The organism is Luteibacter sp. PvP120 (assembly GCF_054055715.1).
This window is the reverse complement of sequence record NZ_JBSRXP010000002.1, coordinates 17894-36774: the sequence shown is the minus strand read 5'-3', so window position 1 is coordinate 36774 and position 18881 is coordinate 17894. Positions and strand designations below refer to the sequence as shown.

Genomic DNA, 18881 nt, shown 5'->3' with positions numbered 1-18881 from the left:
CCAGCCTTGGCGCACGCCGCACGATGTACCACGTGCTTGTAGGAGCGCACGATGTGCGCGACATCTTCTCGCGGTAAGGTCTTCGTGTGCCGTGTGCCGTGTGCCGTGTGCCGTGTGCCGTGTGGCGTGGAGCAAGAGCCGGCGGGTAGCCCCCTCGGGGCCACGCCTGCGGCGACCCGCTAAGGAAGGGCCGCTGGCGCGGCCGTATTCTTATTGCCCTTCGGGCCCGGGTCGGGCTTCGACCGGGGATTTTCGATTCGCCATCCATGGCTCAGCGAAAATGGCCGGCCGTCCAGGCCGGCCCCCTTCGGGCCTTGTCCGTTCGAATCCCTCGCCTGCGGCTACCGGCCCCGAGGGGGCTACCCGCCGGCTCTTCCCAAGACTGAGGTGGGTTGTGACGCGGGCGGTCGCAGACGTGCGGGGTATGGCGTCGCCGCTTTGTTGGCTTTTCGCCCACATCGTGGGCTCCTACCCCAAGGGTAGGTAGGTCGCAGGTGTAGGGCAGGTTGTGGCATATCCAACGCCTGATCTGCCGGCTGGGGGTAGGAGCGCACGCACGTGCGCGAACCCTCGACGTACCTAAGGCGACCGATGCCATGCACACCAGGCAAGCGAGCGTTCCCAGCAACGAAGCGAAACCCCGCTCTTCGCTCTCCCCACACGCAACCTTACAGTTGGAAAGAGCCGGCGGGTGCCACCCTCGGGGCCGGTAGCCGCAGGCGAGGGATTCGAACGGAAAAGGCCGCGAAGCGGGGCCGGCCCGGACGGCCGGCCGTTTTCGCGAGACAGGGATGTCGAGTCGAAAACCCCCGTTCGAAGCCCGACCCGCCCCGTAGGGGAATATACAAACGGCCGCGGAGCGGCCCTCCCTAGCGGGTCGCCGCAGGCGTGGCCCCGAGGGTGGCACCCGCCGGCTCTTGCTCCACGGCCCACGGCCCAAGGCCCAACACGATGCCGAAGGCGAGCCTCTAAATCCACCCGCAAAAACGAAAAAAGCCGCGCAGGCGACAGGGAGCAACTCCCCGCCGCCCGCGCGGCCGTTTTCGCACAAACCTGACGGAAGATCAGTCGCGGCGTGCGAGCAGCATGCCGACGAGGATGCCGACGCCGAAGCCGCTCAGGATCGCGCCGAGCGGGCGGTGGGCAACCGCGTCACGGACGGTGTCGACGGCTTCGCCGGCCTTGGCCTGGACGCGGCCGGCCGTCTCACGGATGGCGCCTTCGCCTTCCATGCCGTGATCGCCCACGAGGGCGCCGGCGGCACGCTGCACACGGCCGCCGACGGTGTTGGCGGCGCCGCGGATCTGGTCTTCGTTCATGGTTTTATGCTCCAGGTGGGTTGGACGAGGGCCGACAGTGCCTTGTCGTAAGTGCACGAAGCGACAAGACCTCGTCGACTCCGTTCATTCACCGGGTCCATGCGGCGACGCGTCATAATCGTGGCCTTCCGGTTCGATGAAAGGTTCATCCGCCCATGGAAGCGAAAAAAGACAAGCCGTCCTCGTTCGGCGCAGCCGCCAGGCCTGCGGCGGTCGTGACGCGGGGCCATGTCCGTTTCACCGTGCTTACGCCGCGGTTGCTGCGGCTGGAATGGAGCGAGGAGGGTCGGTTCCGCGATGGCCGTACGCAGGTGGTCGTGCACCGTGACCTCGATGTGCCGGCGTTTCGGGTGACCGAGGACGACACGTCTCTGCAGATCGACACCGATCGCCTCAGCCTGCGCTACGACAAGGCCGGCGGGCGTTTCCAGGCCGGCAATCTCTCGATACGCCTGCATGGGAAAGACGACGCGGACATCGTCTGGCATCCGGGCGACGTGCAGACCGCCAACCTGGGTGGCACGTACCGCACGCTGGACCGTTACGACGGCGACACCTGGCAGGACGGCAGCACGCTGCCGCTGGAACAGGGTCTGATCGCCCGCGATGGTTGGCATGTGGTCGACGATACCGAAAGCTTCGGTCTGGACGACGACGACTGGGTGACGGCGCGTCCGTCCGGCGAGCGCCAGGATCTGTATTTCTTCGGGTACGGGCACGACTACACGGCGGCCCTGGCCGATTTCGCGGCGATCGCCGGGCCGCAGCCGATGCCGCCACGGTTCGTGTTCGGCTACTGGTGGTCGCGCTACTGGAATTATTCGGACCAGGAACTGCGTACGCTGGGTGCGCGCTTCGTCAAGGAACGCATTCCCCTGGACGTGCTGGTTCTGGACATGGACTGGCACACCACGCCCGGGCTGTCGTTGCGCCCGGGACACGAGGAAAAGGATGTCTTCGGCGAACAGTCGGGCTGGACCGGCTACACGTTCAACCGCAGCCTGTTTCCGGACCCGGTCGCGTTCATGCAGTGGGCGCATGGCCAGAAGCTGCGCGTGACGCTCAACCTGCACCCCGCCTCGGGTGTCATGCCCCACGAGGAAAAGTACCAGGCGATGGCCGATGCGCTGTCGTGGGATACCTCCACGCAGGCGCCCATCCCCTTCGAGGGCACGTCGCGTTCGTACATGCGCGCCCTGTTCGACACGGTGCTCCATCCGCTGGAGCACGAGGGTGTCGACTTCTGGTGGCTCGACTGGCAGCAGTGGCCCGAGTCGAAAGCCCATCCGGGACTGTCCAACACCTGGTGGCTCAACCACGTGTTCTTTACCCAGATGCAGCGCGAGGGCGACCGGCGCGGTCTGATCTACCATCGCTGGGGCGGCCTCGGTAATCATCGTTATCCGATCGGGTTCTCCGGCGACAGCGTGATCTCCTGGACCTCACTGGCCTACCAGCCGCACTTCACCGCCATGGCGTCCAACGTGCTGTATGGGTACTGGAGCCACGACATCGGCGGGCATACCTTCCACAAGCACATCCCGCGCCCGGAGCGGCACCTGGAGCCGGAGCTCTACGCGCGCTGGATGCAGTTGGGCGTGTTCAGTCCGGTGCTGCGCACGCATTCGGCCAAGGAGGCCAGCCTGCACAAGGAGCCCTGGCATTTCGGGCCGCCCTATGGCGATGCCATCTTCGCGGCCATCCGCCTGCGCTACCAGCTGGCGCCGTATATCTATGCCGCCGCGCGGCAGGCCTACGAGACCGGCCTGTCCATCGTGCGGCCCATGTATTACCACTGGCCCGAGCACGACGAAGCGTACACCCACCCCTCGCAATACATGTTCGGCAACGACCTGCTGGTGGCGCCGGTGACGGTGCCCGTGGGCGCCGACGGCACCGCGCCGTTTCCGGTCTGGCTGCCGCCGGGTCGGTGGTACAGCCGCGATGGTGCCGACGTGTTCGAGGGTGGCCGTGTGCTGGCGCAGTGCTACACCCTGGAGGAAACGCCGGTGTTCGTGCGTCACGGCAGCGTCGTTCCGCTTTACCCGGAAGGCATGCGCGACCTGGCCAATGTGCCGGACGAGCTGATCCTGCAGGTGTTTCCGGGCGCCGAGGGTCACGCCGAACTTTACGACGACGATGGCGAGAGCCAGGGCTACCGGCGTGGCGAGTGCTCGCGTATCCGCGTGCAAAGCCGCAAGGATGCCACCTCGCACCGGTTGCACATCGCCCGCAGCGAAGGCGACTTCCCAGGCAAGCATCCGGTTCGCTCGTACATCGTGCAGTTCCTCGATGCGGGCATGCCGGACAGCGTGGAAGTGGACGGGCGCGTGCTGCCGTACAGCGCGCAGCCGAAGCAGGGCACGTGGTTGTTCGACACGGCATGGTTGTGCATCCGGATCGATCTCGGCCCGGTGAGCATGGACGAGGCGCACGAGGTCATCGCTCATGTCCGTCCGGCGCATGTGCCGCCGTCGGGTCTGCTGCGACGCATGCGCCGTGCGGCCGACGCGGTGCTCTACCTCAAGCAGGTATGGGGCGACATCTCCGCGCTGCCCGACGAGGTGGACCTTGCCAGCCAGGCGTCTCGCGTACTCGCCTATGCGGTGGAGCAGGGTGACGAGGCCGGGCGTGGCGATCGCTTCATGGTGGCGGTGGCCGCGTTCGAGTCCCGCTACGCGGCGCTGCCGGCGAGCGTGGCGGCAACGCCGATCGACGATGCGCTCAAGCGCGGCTTCGTCGACGTGCTGGGTCGCTGAGCATGCGTCTCCGCCGCGGCTCGTGGCTGTCGCCGTTGCTGTGGGGCGCGATGGCCTTCGCGGCTGTTTTCGCGGTGCAGGCACAGGCACAGCCGCCCGTGCGGGTGGGTTCCAAGGCGGACAACGAAGGCGCGGTGCTTGGCCAGATCGTGCTGCAGGTGCTGCGCCATGCGGGCATTCCCGTAATCGATCGTACGCAGCTGGGTCCCACCTCGATCGTGCGCCGGGCCCTGCTCAATGGCGATCTGGACGTCTATCCTGAATACACCGGAAACGCCGCCTTCTTCTTCCATCGGGAAAGCGACCCGGCCTTTCGTGACGCGGCGCAGGCGTGGGCCCTTGCCGCATCGCTGGATGCGGCGGCGAACCGGCTGGTCTGGCTGCGCCCCGCGCCGGCCGACAATCACTGGGCGATCGGCGTGCGCGCCGACCTTGCCCATACCCGCGGGCTGCGCACGCTCGACGACTTCTCGCGCTGGGTGCGTGGGGGTGGCGATGTCTACCTTGCCGGATCGGCCGAGTTCGTGGAAAGCGATGCCGCTTTGCCGGCGTTCCAGTCGGCGTATGGATTCACGCTGCGTGGCGACCAGTTGCTGGTACTGGCCGGCGGCGACACGTCCGCCACGATCAAGGCCGCGGCCGAAGGAACCTCCGGCGTCAATGCCAGCATGGTCTATTCCACGGACGGCGCACTGGCCGTCACCGGACTGGTCGTGCTCGACGATCCGAAGCATGTGGAAATGGTCTATCAGCCAGCCGCTGTGGTGCGCGACGAGACGCTACGGCGCTACCCGGCCATGCGAGCTTCCCTGGAAGCCGCATTCAGGCCGCTGACCGTCGAGGTGTTGCGCCGGCTCAACGCGCGCACGCAGATCGGTGGCGAGCAGGCATCGGCCGTGGCGGCGGATTACCTGCGCACGCAGGGCCTGTTGTGACGGTGCGGGGTGCGGCGTTGCCGGTGATCGTGCTGACGGGAGCGGGAGCGCTTGCCGCCGTGTTCGCCGACTTCCTGCATGTCGCGCCGAACCGCCTTCTCAGCGGTCCCGCGGCCAGTCCGCACGTGTGGGCGCTGGCGGCGGTATGGCTCCTGGCGGGCGCGTTGGGCACGGTGCGCGTGCCGGGGCGCACGTTCATCACCGCGGTATTGGCGTGGGCCGGCGTGGTCGGCTTGCCGCTGCTGGCCGGCATGGACGCGCGGGCCCTGCTGGAGGGCGCCGCGACCGGCACGCGTATCCAGCTGGGCACCGGGTTCTGGGTGATGTGGCTCGCGGCGACCTTGCTGCTGCTGGACCGGCTGGCCGCGATGTCCCGGCCGGTGCGAGTGCTTGCGTGGGTCGGCGTGCCGGTGGCACTGGCCGGTATGGCGATGGCCGGGACGTTCGATAGCCTGGCGTTGCTGCGCGAATACGCGGCGCAACGCGCGCCGTTCGCCGAAGCACTGCTGACGCATGTGCTGCTCGCGGCCGCCACGCTGGCGATAGCGCTGCCGATCGGTGCGCCGCTGGGCTGGTGGGCATGGCGAACGCGGCGTACCGACGGGGCGCTGGTCGGCGTGCTGGCGTTCCTGCAGACGGTGCCCTCACTGGCCTTGTTCGCCTTGTTGATCGGGCCGTTCGCGTGGCTGGCCGGCAGGTGGCCCGCGCTGGGTGCGCTGGGTTTCGGTGGCACGGGGGCCGCACCGGCGGTGTTCGCGCTGGTGCTGTATGCGCTGTTGCCGGTGGTCCGCTACACCGTGGCCGGGCTGGATGCCACGGCGGCGGACACGCGCGAGGCGGCGCGCGGCCTGGGCATGACCCGGCTGCAGGTGCTGCTGCGCGTGCAATTGCCGCTGGGCTGGCCTGTGCTGCTGGCCGGCTTGCGCATCGTGGCGGTGCAGACGGTGGGGCTGGCGGCGGTTGCCGCCCTGATCGGCGCGGGTGGGCTGGGCCGGTTCGTTTTCCTCGGCATCGGCCAGGGTGCGACGGACATGGTGCTGCTGGGTACGCTGACCATCATCGCACTGGCGCTGGCGGTCGATCTTTTCTTCCAATCGTTGCTCGTGCTGACGGAGCGCCCTGCATGATCGAGTTCGAGCACGTTCGCACGTCGTACGGTACGCAGGTCGTCATCGACGATCTCTCGCTGCGTATCGAAGCGGGCGAGTTCTTCGTCCTGGTCGGGCCATCGGGTTCGGGCAAGTCCACGCTGCTGCGCACCGTCAACCGGCTGGAACGGGTGGACGCGGGCAGGGTGCGTGTGGACGGCAAGGATGTCGCGACGGTCGATGCGGAAACGCTGCGCCGGGGCATCGGTTACGCCATCCAGTCGGTCGGCCTGTTTCCCCATCGCACCGTGGGCGAAAACATCGCCACGGTGCCGCGCCTGCTCGGTTGGAGCGATGCCGACATACGTGCCCGCGTTGGCGAACTGATCGACCTGCTGCACCTGGACGAGCCCGGCATGGTGGATCGTTATCCCGATACGCTGTCCGGTGGGCAGCAACAGCGTGTCGGCGTGGCGCGCGCCCTGGCCGCCCGCCCCCCGGTCGTGCTGATGGACGAGCCGTTCGGCGCACTGGATCCGCTCACGCGCGAATCCCTGCAACGCAGCCTCAAGGCGATACAGCGCGACAGCGGCACCACGTTGCTGTTCGTCACGCACGACATGGACGAGGCGTTCGGCCTCGGCGACCGGATCGGCCTGATGCTGGAGGGCAGGCTGGCCCAGGTGGGCACGCCGTTGCAACTGATCCGCGAGCCGGCGGACGATCGCGTGCGCACGTTCGTCGGCGGTGCGCGGGTGCGCCTGCGTGAGCTGGCCGTGCGGTCGGTGCGCGAGGTGCTGCGCGGCGGTGAGTCCGTGGACGGTGACCCGCTGGATATCGACACGTCGCTGCAGGACGTGCTGGCGGCCATGCTTGCGCAGGGGCGTGACTGCCTGCCGGTGGACGAGGGCGGCCGCCGGGTGGGCGTGGTCCGCCTGGGCGACCTCGTGGCGCCGCCTGCATGAGGGGGCTGCTGCCCGCCGTGGTCCTGCTGGCGTTGGTGCTGGTGCTGCCGCACGCGGCACCGGTGTTCCATGCGGGATGGCCGGCGCTGAGTCATCCGGTCTACGTGCGTACGTCGTTCGCCATGCTGACCCTGTCCCACCTGGGGCTGGTGCTCGTTGCCACCGCGGTCGCGACGATCGCCGGGCTGTCCCTCGGTGTGCTGGTGACGCGTCCGGTCGGCCGGTCGCTGCTGCCCACGGTGCGTGCGGTGGCGGTGATCGGGCAGACGTTTCCACCGGTGGCGGTGTTGGCCATCGCCGTACCGCTGCTCGGTTTCGGCGCGGCGCCGACCTTGCTGGCCCTGGCGTTGTACGGCGTGCTTCCGGTGCTCGGACAGACCGTCGCGGGGCTGGACAATGTACCCGCGGCTGCGCTGCATGCCGCCGACGGCATGGGCTACGGCCGCTGGCGGCGCCTGCGGGAGATCGAACTGCCGCTGGCCGTGGGGCCGATCATGGCCGGCGTACGTCTGTCGGCCATCGTCGGCGTGGGCACGGCGACCATCGGTTCGACCGTCGGTGCCACGACGCTGGGCTCGCCCATCGTCGAGGGCCTGGTCGGCAACAACACCGCTTACGTTATCCAGGGCGCCTTGCTGGTCGGTGCACTGGCACTGACCCTGGACGGTGCGCTGCAAGCCCTGGAACGCCGCCTCACTCGTAGGCCTCGAACGCTGTAGGAGCGCGCGCTTGCGCGCGACATCGTTTCGCCGTGACCATCGGGGTGGCGCGCCAGCTCCGGGGCTGTCGCGAACACATGTCGCGCGCATGCGCGCGCTCCTACATGGCGTCGTCGTTGTTCAGGACGTCGTCGTTGCCCAGGGCTTTGTCGTTGTGCAGGGTGTTGTCGTTGTGCCGCCGCCGGCGCGTTGGGACGCCGGCGGCGGTTGCTTACCAGATTTTGACGCGCTGCTTCGGATCGAGGTACAGCTTCTGCCCGGGCTTCGCCTTGAACGCGTCGTACCAGGGGTCGAGGTTGCGCACCGTCTGCGCGCGGAACTCGCCGGGTGCGTGGCCATCGCCGATCACCTGGGCGCGCATTGCCGCGTCGCGGGTCTTGCTGCGCCACGATTGCGCGAAGGCAAGAAAGAAGCGCTGGTCGCCGTCCAGGCCGTCGATCACCGGGGCGGGCTTGCCGTGGAGGCTTTCCTTGTAGGCGGCATAGGCGATGGTGAGTCCGGAAAGATCGGCGATGTTCTCGCCCAGGGTCTGTTGGCCGTTGATGTGCAGGCCGGGCAGCGGTTCGTAGGCGTTGAACTGTTCGACCAGGCGCTGGCCCGCATCCTTGAAGTGCTTCTGGTCGGCGTCGGTCCACCAGTTGGCGAGGCGGCCCTGCGCGTCGAACTCGGCGCCGGTGTTGTCGAAGCTGTGGCTGATCTCGTGCCCGATCACGGCGCCGATCGATCCGTAGTTGGATGCGGCGTCCGCTTTCGGATCGAAGAACGGGGCTTCCAGGATGGCTGCCGGGAAGTTCAGCGCGTTCTGCAGCGGCAGGTTCACCGCGTTGACCGTCTGCGGTGTCATCCACCATTCGTCGCGATCCACGGGCTTGCCCAGCTTGGCCACCTGGTGGCGGTATTCGGCCAGTTCGGCGCGCTGGTGATTGCCCAGCGCATCATCCGGACGAATCTCCAGCGTCGAGTAGTCGCGCCAGGTGTCCGGGTAGCCCACGCCAACCTTGATGGTGGCGATCTTGGCCTTGGCCTTCTGTCGGGTGGCGGGTGACATCCAGGTGAGCGTGTCGACACGCGCATCGAATGCCTTCAGGATGTTCTTCACCATGTCCTGCACTTCGCTGCGCGACGACGCCGGGAAGTATTGCTTCACGTAGATCTGGCCCACGGCATCGCCCAGGTCGCTGTCGACGCGGCCGATGCCACGCTTCCAGCGGTCGCGCTGCTGTGGCGTGCCCGTGAGTACCTTGCCGTAGAAGCCGAAGGCGAGGTCGTCGTACACCTTGGGCAGCAGGCCGGACGCGTTCTCGTTGATGGTGTGGAAACGCAGCCAGGCCTTCCAGGTGTCCAGCGGCTCACTGGCGACCAGCGCGGCGAACTTCGTCACCGTGCCGGGCTGCCAGACGATGAAGGTCGGCTGGTCGTCGAGCGCGGCCGCCTTGAAATACGCGTTCCAGTCGATGCCGGGCGCCTTGCTGGCGAAGGCGGTGCGCGGCCACGGGTTGTTCGCCTTGTGGATGTCCTCGCTGTCCACGATGGATTCCTGCGCCTGGGCGATCTTCGTCTCCAGGGCCATGACGGCCTTCGCCTTGGCGGAGGCGTCCGGCGTGCCGGACTGCTTCAGCACCGCCTCGACGTAGGCGGCGTACTTCGTCCGTGTGTCGACCATGTCCTTGTCGGTTTTCAGGTAGTAGTCGCGATTGGGCATGCCCAGGCCGCCCTGCAGCAGGTAGGGCATGTTGCGCGTCGGATCATCGAGGCCCTGGGCGACGAACAGGCCGAGCAGGTGACCGGTGTCGAGGTTGGTCGCGTTGATCGGGTCGACGTCGGCGCGCAGCTGCGCGCCCAGGGCGGTCGACAGGGCGGCCTTGTCCCCGATCGCGTCGATCGCGTCCAGTGCGGGTTTGAGCGGGGCCAGGCCGGCCTTCTCGATCGCCGCCTGGTCCATGTACGCCTTGTAGTAATCGGCGATCAGGCGCTGGTTGCTGCCCGCCGCCGGATGGCCTTCGCCCGCGGCCTTGATCAGCTCGGCGTTGCGTTTCTCGGCCTTCTCGAACACCTCGAGGAACACGCCGGTGCTGGCACGGTCGGCCGGGATCTGCGCGGTCTTGCGCCAGTTACCGTTGGCGAAGCCGTCGAAGTCGTCGCCGGGCTGCACCGAACGGTCCATGCCCTTGAGATCGACGCCCACGGGCTGCGCGGCCATCGCCGCGGCGGAAGCGAGGCCGCAGGAAATGGCGGTCGCGAGAATCCGGTGGAGGTTTGCCATGGACGAGTCCTACGAAGGAAAGGGCGCCCACCATAAACCGGGAACCGTCCCGTGTGTGCATGACCGATGCGCCAGGGCGGCAGGCACCGACCCGCAGGAAAGCCCAACCGGGGTTGTGCCCTAATGATCGTCCGGCCCCGCAAGGGGGTCGGCACGGGCGGGCCGCGGGTCAACCCCGGCCTGTCCGGACCTTCCATCCATGGCTAGCAGATCTTTAGGGAGATCCACTATGAACGCACGCTTCGAACTCACGGGGCCACAGACCGATATCGCCAGCTACCCCACCTGGACCCAGGACATGGTGTCCTCTTGCGAGGATGCCCGACGACAACTCGTCCGCCACGACATGTGGGAAGCGATGAAGACGGCGACGCTCGATCCGGTGACCACTCGTAACTTCATGGTCGGTGTGTGGCCGGTCATCGAGCGGTTTCCGGGCTACATGTCGCACAGCCTGCTCAAGACGCGGTACGGCCGCAGCCCGGGCGACGACCTGGCCCGCCGCTGGCTGGTGCGCAACATCCGCGTGGAGCAGAACCACGCCGAGTACTGGCTCAACTGGGCCGAGTCCGCCGGCGTGTCGCGCCAGGACGTCCTGACGGCCGAGCCGCCCAAGGGCAGCCAGGTGCTGGCCAACTGGTGCGAGGAGGTCAGCAGGGACGATTCCCTCGCCGCAGGCATCGCGGCTACCAACTACGCCGTGGAAGGGGCGACCGGGGACTGGTCGCAGATCATCTACGACAGTCAGGCCTACGCGGCGAGCCTGCCGATTTCGGGCCGTAAAGCCGGCCTGCGTTGGCTTCAGCTTCACGCGGCGTATGACGATACCCATCCATGGGAAGCGCTCGAGATCGTCTGTACCCTGCTGGGATCGAACCCCCCGGTGGACCGGATCGAGCACATCAGGGAGTGTGTCCGTCGCAGTTACGTGGGCATGAGCATCACGCTCGACCGTTGCATGGATGGCGCGGCCCCGGTTCGCACGTCGAACGTGGTTGCCGCGTAACTCGCATGTTGGGCGTCTTATAGCGCAATATCAGGTTAGTGCGAGACCCGAGGAAGCGATGCGTCGTGTAGATGCCATTCACCCCCAACCGCTGTCGAGGCGCCTCAGGCCGCTGGCCTATGCGCTCGTGGCCGTCGTGGGCCTCGTTCTCGCGTTGACGTGGGTTGCCCTGCAGACCCAGGTGACTCTCGCCGGTTTCCTCAACGGCGAGAGTCTTTGGGCCAAGGCGCAGAAACAGGCGGTGATCGACCTGGACGAATATGCCGCGCATGGCCGGCCGGGCGATCTGGCCGACTTCCGCCGCAACTTCGCCGTGCTGATGGCCGACCGCGGGTCCCGCGACGCCATTGCCAGCGGCCGCTACAGCAAGGAGGCCGTGGAAGAGGGTTTCGCCCAGGGCGGTGTCATCCCCGAGGCCATTCCCGGCATGGTCTTCATTTTTCGTCACTTCGACGGCATGCCCTATGTCCGCGAAGCCATCGCCCAGTGGCGCTCGGTGGACAGCAGCCTGGCGGAGATCGACCAGATCGCCAACCGCCTGGAGCACGCCTACAGCGGCGGCGTGCCGTCACAGCAGCTCCTGGATGACGAGCGCCGACGCATCGGTGCGCTCAACAGCTACATCGAACCGCGCGCGAAGGCCTTCTCGCTGTATATCGCCAACGGCGCCTCGTGGCTGGGGCGGGTGCTGTTCTTCACCGTGCTGGGTGTGGCGGCGCTGGCGTCACTGCTATGGCTGGGCATGGCCCAGCGGATACTCGCCAGCATCCGCGGGACCGAGGAACGCTACAGCCTGCTGTTCGACAGCGCCGCGGATGCGATCTACATGGTGGACGAGGCCTCCGGGCGCATCCTGGACGCCAACCATCGCGCCGCCGCGTGGGCCGGTTGCCAGCCGGGTGAGCTGATCGGCATCCGGCTGGCCAGCCTGTTCGTCGAGGGATCGGTGTATGCCGGCGTGGGTTCGCTGCGCAACGGCGACGGCAGCGTGCGGCCGGTGGAGACCCAGAGCAGCCTCGTCGTGTGGGGCTCGCGTCACGTATCGCAGGCTATCGTGCGGGACATTTCCGACCGGGTGGCCATGGAGCAGGAGCGCAAGATCGCCTCCGAAGCGCTGGCCAGCATCGCCGAGGGCGTCATCATCGCCGATGCCGACCGGCGGGTGACGACGGCCAACGCGGCGCACACCAAGCTCACCGGCATCCCGCTGCAGGCGTTGCGTCGCACACGCTTCGACGCGACCCGCAGCCTGCCCGACGGCCGTCCGCTGCCGCAAAGCCTCTGGGACGACATCGCGGCCGGCGACAACTGGCTGGGCGAGGTGGAGAGCCGGCGCGCCGACGGCACCACCTATCCGGAGATGCTCAGCATCAGCACCATCCGCGACAGCGAAGGGCGCCCGCAGCACTACGTGGCCGTCGTCTCCGACATCACCGCGCGTAAGGCCGACCGCCAGCGCCTGCAGCACATGGTCAACCACGACCCGTTGACGGGCCTGGTGACCCGCTCGGAATTCGAACGGCGCTGCGCCGAGGGCATCACGCGGGCCGCCCACCAGCGCGGGGCGGTCGCCGTGCTGTTCGTCGACCTCGACGCTTTCAAGGTGGTGAACGACAGCTACAGTCACGCCACCGGCGACGCCCTGCTGATGCGTGTGGCCGAGCGCATCCGCGCCCAGCTCGCGCCGCACGATGTTGCCGGGCGCATCGGCGGCGACGAGTTCACCGTGCTGCTCGCCGACCTGCGCTCGCGCGAGGAAGCCCTCACGGTGGCCGAGGCGATCCTTGCCGCGCTCGCCCGGCCGTTCGACCTGGGCGACTACGAGCTGTTCGTCAGCGCCAGCATCGGCATCGCCGGTTACCCGCTGGACGGCAACGACGCGGTCACGCTGATCGCGCATGCCGACGCCGCCATGTACGTGGCCAAGACCGAGGAACGCAACGCGCTTCGGTTCTACACGCCGAAGATGCACGCCGATGCGCGACGCCGCCTCAAGCTGGCGTCCGAACTGCGCCAGGCGCTGTCGCGCAAGGAATTCGTGCTGGTGTTCCAGCCCAGCGTGGAAATGAAAACCGGACGCATCGTGGCGGTGGAAGCCCTTATCCGCTGGCGCCACCCCGACCGCGGCAACGTGCCGCCGGACGAGTTCATTCCCATCGCGGAAAGCCTGGGCCTGATCCGCCAGATCGACCATTGGGTGCTGGGTGCCGCGTGTGCGCAACTGAAGCGTTGGAACGATGCCCACCTGCCGTCGCTGCGCATGGCGGTGAACGTGTCCGCAAGTTCCTTCGGTCATCCGGACTTCCTGCCGGCCGTGAGCGAGGCGCTGCGCACGGCTGGCATCGCGCCGGAGCGCCTGCTGGTGGAATTGACCGAAAGCGCGATCCTGCGCCTGGGTGAAGACACCGAACGCTCGATGCAGTCCTTGCACGACCTGGGTGTGGGCGTGGCCATCGACGACTTCGGTACCGGCTATTCGTCGCTGGCCTACCTCAAGCTGCCCGCGGTGGCGTATCTCAAGATCGACCGTTCATTCGTCACCGGCCTGCCGGACAACGGCAACGATGTGGCGATCACCGAGGCGATGGTGGCCATCGCGCGCAGCCTTGACCTGCATACCATCGCCGAAGGCATCGAAACCGAGGCGCAGCACGAATTCCTGCTGCGTGCCGGTTGCCAGGAGGGGCAGGGCTTTCTTTATTCGCGACCGCTGCCGCCCGACGAGATCGAACGACTGCTGGCGCCGAACAAGGCGGCCGGCGGCAAGCGGCTGTCGCTGGTGCCGCCGCGCAGGGCATGATCGATCGGGGGCTTCGCATCGGCATGACCGGGCCCCATGTACAACGGTCGACGTACCCGCGCTAAGGATGCCCCGTGCCCCACGATTCCCTCGTTTTCCTGTTCGACGTCGACAACACGCTGCTCGACAACGACCGCTTCGGCGCCGACCTCGCGGCGCGCCTCGAGCACGCCGTCGGTGTCGACGGCCGCGACCGTTACAACGCCATCGACAAGGAGATCCGCAGCCAGGTCGGCTACGCGGACTACCTCGGCGCGCTGCAGCGGTTGCGCGGCAACGACGGCGCCACGCCGTACATGGACCTCGCCTTCTTCCTCCTCGATTACCCGTTCGACGAACGTCGTTTCACCGGCGCGCTGGAGGCCGTGGACCATGTACGCACGATGGGACGGCCGGTGATCATGTCCGACGGCGACACGGTGTTCCAGCCGCGCAAGATTCGCCGCGCCGGCCTGTGGGACGCCTTCCGCGGCGACGTACTGATCTACGTGCACAAGGAGGACATGCTCGACGACATGCAACGTCGCTACCCGGCCGACCATTACGTCATGGTCGACGACAAGCCGCGCATCCTCGTGGCAATGAAGAAGCTCATGGGCGACAAGGTCACCACCGTCTTCGTCAGGCAGGGCCACTACGCGGCGGCCGCTGGCGCCGACCTCGAAGCCACTCCGCCGGATATCACGATCGACGCCATCGGCGACCTGGCCTCGATGCCCGCCGATAGGTTTTCCCGCGCCACCTGACCCGCCGGGAACGCCATGACGGCGCATCCGGCGGGGGGCATCCGGCTGGGTGGGGGGGTGCATCCGGCTGGGGTGGGTAGGAGCGCACGCACGTGCGCGAACCCTCAGCCCCGAACCGAGGCGAATGAAGCCGAACGTCTAAACGAGTCAGCGTTTCCGTGCATCCGACGTGCGCTCGTCAGACGCCCAAAACCGCCCGCATCCCGCATGAGTACGGCATCGTTCGCCTTATATACGCTGAGGGTTCGCGCACGTGCGTGCACTCCTACAACGACGAACCCTCGAACCCGCGTCCCTCACCCCGCGTCGAACGCGCCGCGTATCCACTCAGCGGTATCGCCTTCGAAGGCCAGCACGTCGAAACGACACGGACGATGGGCGTCGTGCGGATGCCAGCCCAGCCACAGGTGCGCGGCGCTGATCAGCTTGCGGCGCTTGGCGGCGGTGACCGAGGCTGCGGCGCCGCCAAAGCGGGCATTGCGTCGGTAGCGCACCTCGACGAAGACCAGGATCGGGCCTTCGCGCATGATCAGGTCGATCTCGCCATGGCGGCAGAGGAAGTTGGCCTGCACCAGTCGCAGGCCGCTGGCTCGCAGAAACGACAACGCCGCGCCCTCGAAACGATCTCCGGTGGCGCGGCGCGGTGTGGCGGTCTTCGTTGGTGCGGTCACGCGAACCTCCCGGTTCGCGCCGGCGGGATCAGGCCCCGCCGCTTTCCACGCTGGGGGCCGTGGCCGGCGCTTCGAGCTCCAGGCTACCCGCGACCGGACGGGCCACGCCGTCGGCGAAGCGCGCCCAGATGAGTACGCGCCGTACCCGGCCGAACTCATCCGCCACCAGCTGGCCCGTCGCGCCCGGCAGGTAGCTGCCCGGGTGGCCGCGCATCCAGTCGATGTAGGGCACCAGGCCCCAGGCATCCATGCCGAAGGCGAACAGGCGTGCGGTGACGCCGCGCGTTGCCGGAATGGCGTTGCTCAGCTCGCTGCGCCGGGCGAGGCCCGGCTGGGCGTCGAACAGCCAGGGCGCGTCGCAGAATTCCACGCCTTCCAGGTCGCGATCCGCGGTCGGATCGTCGCTGCCCCCATAGACATGGGAGGTGGCGAAGACGGGCAGGGTGTTCTTGGCCAGGCGCAGCTGCGGGATCAGCAGGCGTGCCTGGGGCGGCTTCATGCTGATGAAGACGCCGCTGGTGTCGGGGTCCTGGCCGACCGGCTCGGACAGCTGCGAGGCGAAGTCGATGCTGCCGGAGTCGAGGGTGATCTGGGCCGCCAGCGTACCGCCGCGCGCCTGCCACTCCGCCTTGAAGGCATTGCCGGCACGACGGGCGAAATCGTCCGTGGACACGATGACGGTGGCCGTCTTCATGCCCCGGTCGGCCATGTGGTCGGCCACCTGCGCGCCTTCGGTCTCCGGCAACAGGCCGAATTCATTCGCGCCCGACGGCGGCAGGTTCTTGTTGTCGTTGGGATAGTTCAGCGTGAGCATCGGCGCGGGCAACGCGCCCTTGGCAAAGATGGCCGACACGCCGTCACGGTTGAGCGGGCCGACAACGAAGCGCGCGCCCTCGGCTACGGCCTTGTCGTAGGCAGCCACCGCGTGCGCGGCGTCGTTGCCCGAGTCGTACACGGCAACCTCCGGACGCGCGGCACCGGTGCGACCGGCATCCACGTAGTTGGTAAAGAAGCCGTCCCGGATGGCGGCGCCGGCACCGGCGAGCGGGCCACTCAACGGCAGTAGCAGGGCCACCTTGCCGGGCACCTTATAGCCTTCCCTCACGCCCTTGTCGCCGCTGACCGTGCCCACGGCCTGGTCGAGCACGGCCGGCGAGCGGGACACGCTGCCGAGCTGCGACTGCGCTTCCACCACCCACGGCTTCATGGGGTCGTTGGCGGACAGGGCGGCGCTGCGGTCGGCCAGCGGCTGTGCGCCCAGGCCGGTCAGCAGGGCGAGGATCTGCTGGCGGTTCTGCTCGCGGTCGATGCCGCGCAACTGGCCGTCCAGCTCCACCCGGGTTTGCGCCGCGCTCCACGGGTCGTTCGACGCGGCCTGCGCACGCGCGCGAAGCTCGGCCAGCCGCTGCGCCACCTGCGGCGATACGCGGGTGGAGGGCTTGCCAGTCAGCGACAGCGCCGTGGCCGGATCGTTGTTCTTCAGGGCGATTTCGGCGCGCAGCGCGTCCAGTCGCAGCGAGTCTTCGCCTTCCAGCCGCGTGCGGCGGATATCGGCCACGATGGGCGCGGCCCGATCCAGCGCGCCTTCCTGGCGGTACGACTCGGCAGCCAGCAGCTTGTAGTAGTCGCGGCGATCGCCGTCCTGCGCGGCCAGGGCGAGGTAGGCCTGGGCGGCCTGATCGAACTGGCCCTTGATGTACATGGCCTGCGCCGCCTGCGTCGCCTCACCCGAAGGAGCGGCACCCTGTGGCTGGACGCCGCCCTGGGTCACGCAGCCGGCCAGGCCGGCGCAGATCAGGAGGCCGAGGATCGAGGCACGAATCGGTCGCATCGCTAGTGATTCCTTGATGGGCACGTCGGCCCCCTGGCGGCGCCGAAACGACCGGATGATAGCCCATCGCCCCGCGAGGCCCGCGTGAGGCAGGACGGAGCTTACGTCCCGTAGAGCGCCTTGCGTGGCGCGCCGGTGATGGCGGCGGCGAGCTTGGCCGCCCGGGCGGGCGGCAGTTCGTCCTTCAGGATGGCGAAGACACGCAGTCCCTCCGCCAGGCGCTCGTCTTCGCCGGCCTCGCGACCGGCCACCATCACCACGAACTCGCCGCGCTGCTGGTTCGGGTCGGCCGCCACGCGCTCGACCAGCGCCGCCAGCGAGCCGTCCAGCACCGTTTCGAACATCTTGGTCAGCTCGCGCGCGACCACGGCTTCGCGGTCGGCACCGAACGCCTCCCGCATGTCTTCCAGGGATTCGAGGATGCGATGCGACGACTCGTAGAAGATGAGCGTGCGCGACTCACCGGCAAGCTCGGCGAGGCGCGCCCGCCGGGCCCCGGCCTTGGCCGCCAGAAACCCCTCGAAGACGAAGCGGTCGCTGGGCAGGCCGGCCACCGACAGCGCGGCGATCACGGCGCTGGGACCGGGTACGGGGCTGACCCTCAATCCCGCAGCGCGGGCGGCACGCACCAGGCGGAAGCCCGGGTCGCTGATCAGGGGCGTGCCCGCATCGGACACCAGCGCCACGTCGTCGCCGGCTCGCATGCGTTCGACGAGGCCGTCGACGGCGGTGCGCTCGTTGTGGTCGTGCAGGGCCACCAGTGGCGTGTCGATGCCGAGGTGCTGCAAGAGCGGGCGGGTGTGCCGGGTGTCTTCCGCGGCGATGACCTTCACCCGCCGCAGCGTCTCGATGGCGCGGGCGGCGATATCGTCGCGGTGACCGATGGGGGTGGCGACGACATGGAGCGTGCCGGGGCGGGGCTGGGTCATCGGTGCATCCGGTGGGCGTGGCTGGGCATTGTAGAAGTGGATGAGGGGGTATGGAGCTTTGGGAGCAGGAGCCGACGGGTTGGCGGCGGCAAGAGCCGGCGGGTGCCACCCTCGGGGCCACGCCTGCGGCCACCCGCTAGGGAAGGGCCGCTGGCGCGGCCGTTTATTTGATTGCCCTACGGGCCCGGGTCGGGCTCCGAACGGGGGTTTCCGATTCGCCATCCATGGCTCAGCGGAAACGGCCGGCCGTCCTGGCCGGCCCCCTGACGGGCCTTTTCCGTTCGAAGCCCTCGCCTGCGGCTACCGGCCCCGAGGGTGGCACCCGCCGGCTCTTCCTGACACTGAGGTTGCGTGTGGGGAGAGCGAAGAGCTGGGTTTCGCTTCGTTGTTGGGAACGCTCGCTTGCCTGATGCGCACGGTATCAGCCGCCTTGGGTGGTGTTGAGGGTTCGCGCACACGCGTGCGCTCCTACACACAGCCGGTGGATCAGACGTTGAATAGACCGACCCTACCTCCGGCGTAGGAGCGCACGATGTGCTCGAACAACCAAAACAAAGCGCTGACGCCGTACCCCGACCGCTACTCGTTCACCCCACGCGCTGCTCGCCCAACACGCCACCTCAGTTTGAGGAAGAGCCGGCGGGTAGCCCCCTCGGTGCCGGTAGCCGCAGGCGAGGGCTTCGAACGGAGAAAGCCCGAAGGGGGCCGGCCAGGACGGCCGGCCGTTTCCGCTGAGACAGGAGGTCGAATCGGAAACCTCCGTTCGAAGCCCGACCCGGGCCCGAAGGGCAATAGACAAACGGCCGCGGAGCGGCCCTTCCCTTTCGGGTCGCCGCAGGCGTGGCACCGA

The 18881-nt window shown here is 68.2% G+C and carries 13 protein-coding genes; 8 read left to right on the top strand and 5 right to left on the bottom strand.

The window, feature by feature from the left end:
- Positions 1–1064: 1064 nt before the first annotated feature.
- Positions 1065–1319 (bottom strand): CsbD family protein, encoded by a 255-nt coding sequence (locus ACVKN3_RS04070; RefSeq protein ID WP_036137703.1) that lies wholly within the window; start codon positions 1317–1319, stop codon positions 1065–1067.
- 155 nt (positions 1320–1474) lie between these two features.
- On the opposite strand from ACVKN3_RS04070, the gene ACVKN3_RS04065 reads away from it, so the two are divergent.
- The 5 genes from ACVKN3_RS04065 to ACVKN3_RS04045 are packed head-to-tail and all read left to right on the top strand — an operon-like array spanning position 1475 to position 7785.
- Positions 1475–4078 carry a glycoside hydrolase family 31 protein gene (locus ACVKN3_RS04065; protein ID WP_354513984.1) on the top strand — a complete coding sequence of 868 codons (2604 nt, stop codon included), beginning with the start codon at positions 1475–1477 and terminating at the stop codon, positions 4076–4078.
- Between the two features lie 2 nt (positions 4079–4080).
- The gene (locus ACVKN3_RS04060; RefSeq protein ID WP_354513986.1) at positions 4081–5013 is read left to right on the top strand and encodes a glycine betaine ABC transporter substrate-binding protein; all 933 of its coding nucleotides are present in this window, start codon (positions 4081–4083) and stop codon (positions 5011–5013) included.
- Positions 5010–6140: an ABC transporter permease gene (locus ACVKN3_RS04055; RefSeq protein ID WP_354513988.1), complete on the top strand. Its 1131-nt coding sequence runs from the start codon at positions 5010–5012 to the stop codon at positions 6138–6140. Before ACVKN3_RS04060 ends, ACVKN3_RS04055 begins: the two co-directional genes overlap by 4 nt.
- Positions 6137–7066, top strand: coding sequence for an ABC transporter ATP-binding protein (locus tag ACVKN3_RS04050; protein ID WP_354513990.1), 930 nt, complete (start codon positions 6137–6139; stop codon positions 7064–7066). Before ACVKN3_RS04055 ends, ACVKN3_RS04050 begins: the two co-directional genes overlap by 4 nt.
- Positions 7063–7785, top strand: a complete 723-nt coding sequence (locus tag ACVKN3_RS04045; RefSeq protein WP_354513992.1) for an ABC transporter permease — start codon at positions 7063–7065, stop codon at positions 7783–7785. The genes ACVKN3_RS04050 and ACVKN3_RS04045 overlap by 4 nt, the downstream gene beginning before the upstream one ends.
- A gap of 211 nt (positions 7786–7996) precedes the next feature.
- On the opposite strand, the gene ACVKN3_RS04040 is transcribed toward ACVKN3_RS04045, so the two are convergent.
- A complete protein-coding gene (locus ACVKN3_RS04040; RefSeq protein WP_354513994.1) occupies positions 7997–10048 on the bottom strand; it encodes a M13 family metallopeptidase in 2052 nt (683 codons plus the stop codon).
- A 229-nt stretch (positions 10049–10277) separates the two neighbouring features.
- Between ACVKN3_RS04040 and ACVKN3_RS04035 the strand changes: the two genes are divergently transcribed.
- The 3 genes from ACVKN3_RS04035 (at position 10278) to ACVKN3_RS04025 (ending at position 14600) form a co-directional block, all read left to right on the top strand.
- Entirely contained in the window at positions 10278–11054 is a 777-nt protein-coding gene (locus tag ACVKN3_RS04035; protein WP_285405564.1) for a TenA family transcriptional regulator, read from the top strand.
- A 58-nt stretch (positions 11055–11112) separates the two neighbouring features.
- Complete coding sequence (locus ACVKN3_RS04030; protein WP_354513997.1) at positions 11113–13854, top strand: putative bifunctional diguanylate cyclase/phosphodiesterase; 2742 nt, start codon at positions 11113–11115, stop codon at positions 13852–13854.
- Positions 13855–13928: 74 nt separating this feature from the next.
- Positions 13929–14600 (top strand): HAD family hydrolase, encoded by a 672-nt coding sequence (locus ACVKN3_RS04025; protein WP_354513999.1) that lies wholly within the window; start codon positions 13929–13931, stop codon positions 14598–14600.
- A gap of 296 nt (positions 14601–14896) precedes the next feature.
- Here the strand turns inward: ACVKN3_RS04025 and ACVKN3_RS04020 are convergent, their stop codons facing one another.
- From ACVKN3_RS04020 to rsmI, 3 genes are all read right to left on the bottom strand, one after another.
- Positions 14897–15271, bottom strand: coding sequence for a YraN family protein (locus ACVKN3_RS04020; RefSeq protein WP_285405571.1), 375 nt, complete (start codon positions 15269–15271; stop codon positions 14897–14899).
- Between the two features lie 28 nt (positions 15272–15299).
- The gene (locus ACVKN3_RS04015) at positions 15300–17102 is read right to left on the bottom strand and encodes a penicillin-binding protein activator (protein WP_354514001.1); all 1803 of its coding nucleotides are present in this window, start codon (positions 17100–17102) and stop codon (positions 15300–15302) included.
- A gap of 101 nt (positions 17103–17203) precedes the next feature.
- Entirely contained in the window at positions 17204–18031 is an 828-nt protein-coding gene (gene rsmI, locus ACVKN3_RS04010; protein ID WP_036137679.1) for a 16S rRNA (cytidine(1402)-2'-O)-methyltransferase, read from the bottom strand.
- Between the last annotated feature and the right edge of the window lie 850 nt (positions 18032–18881).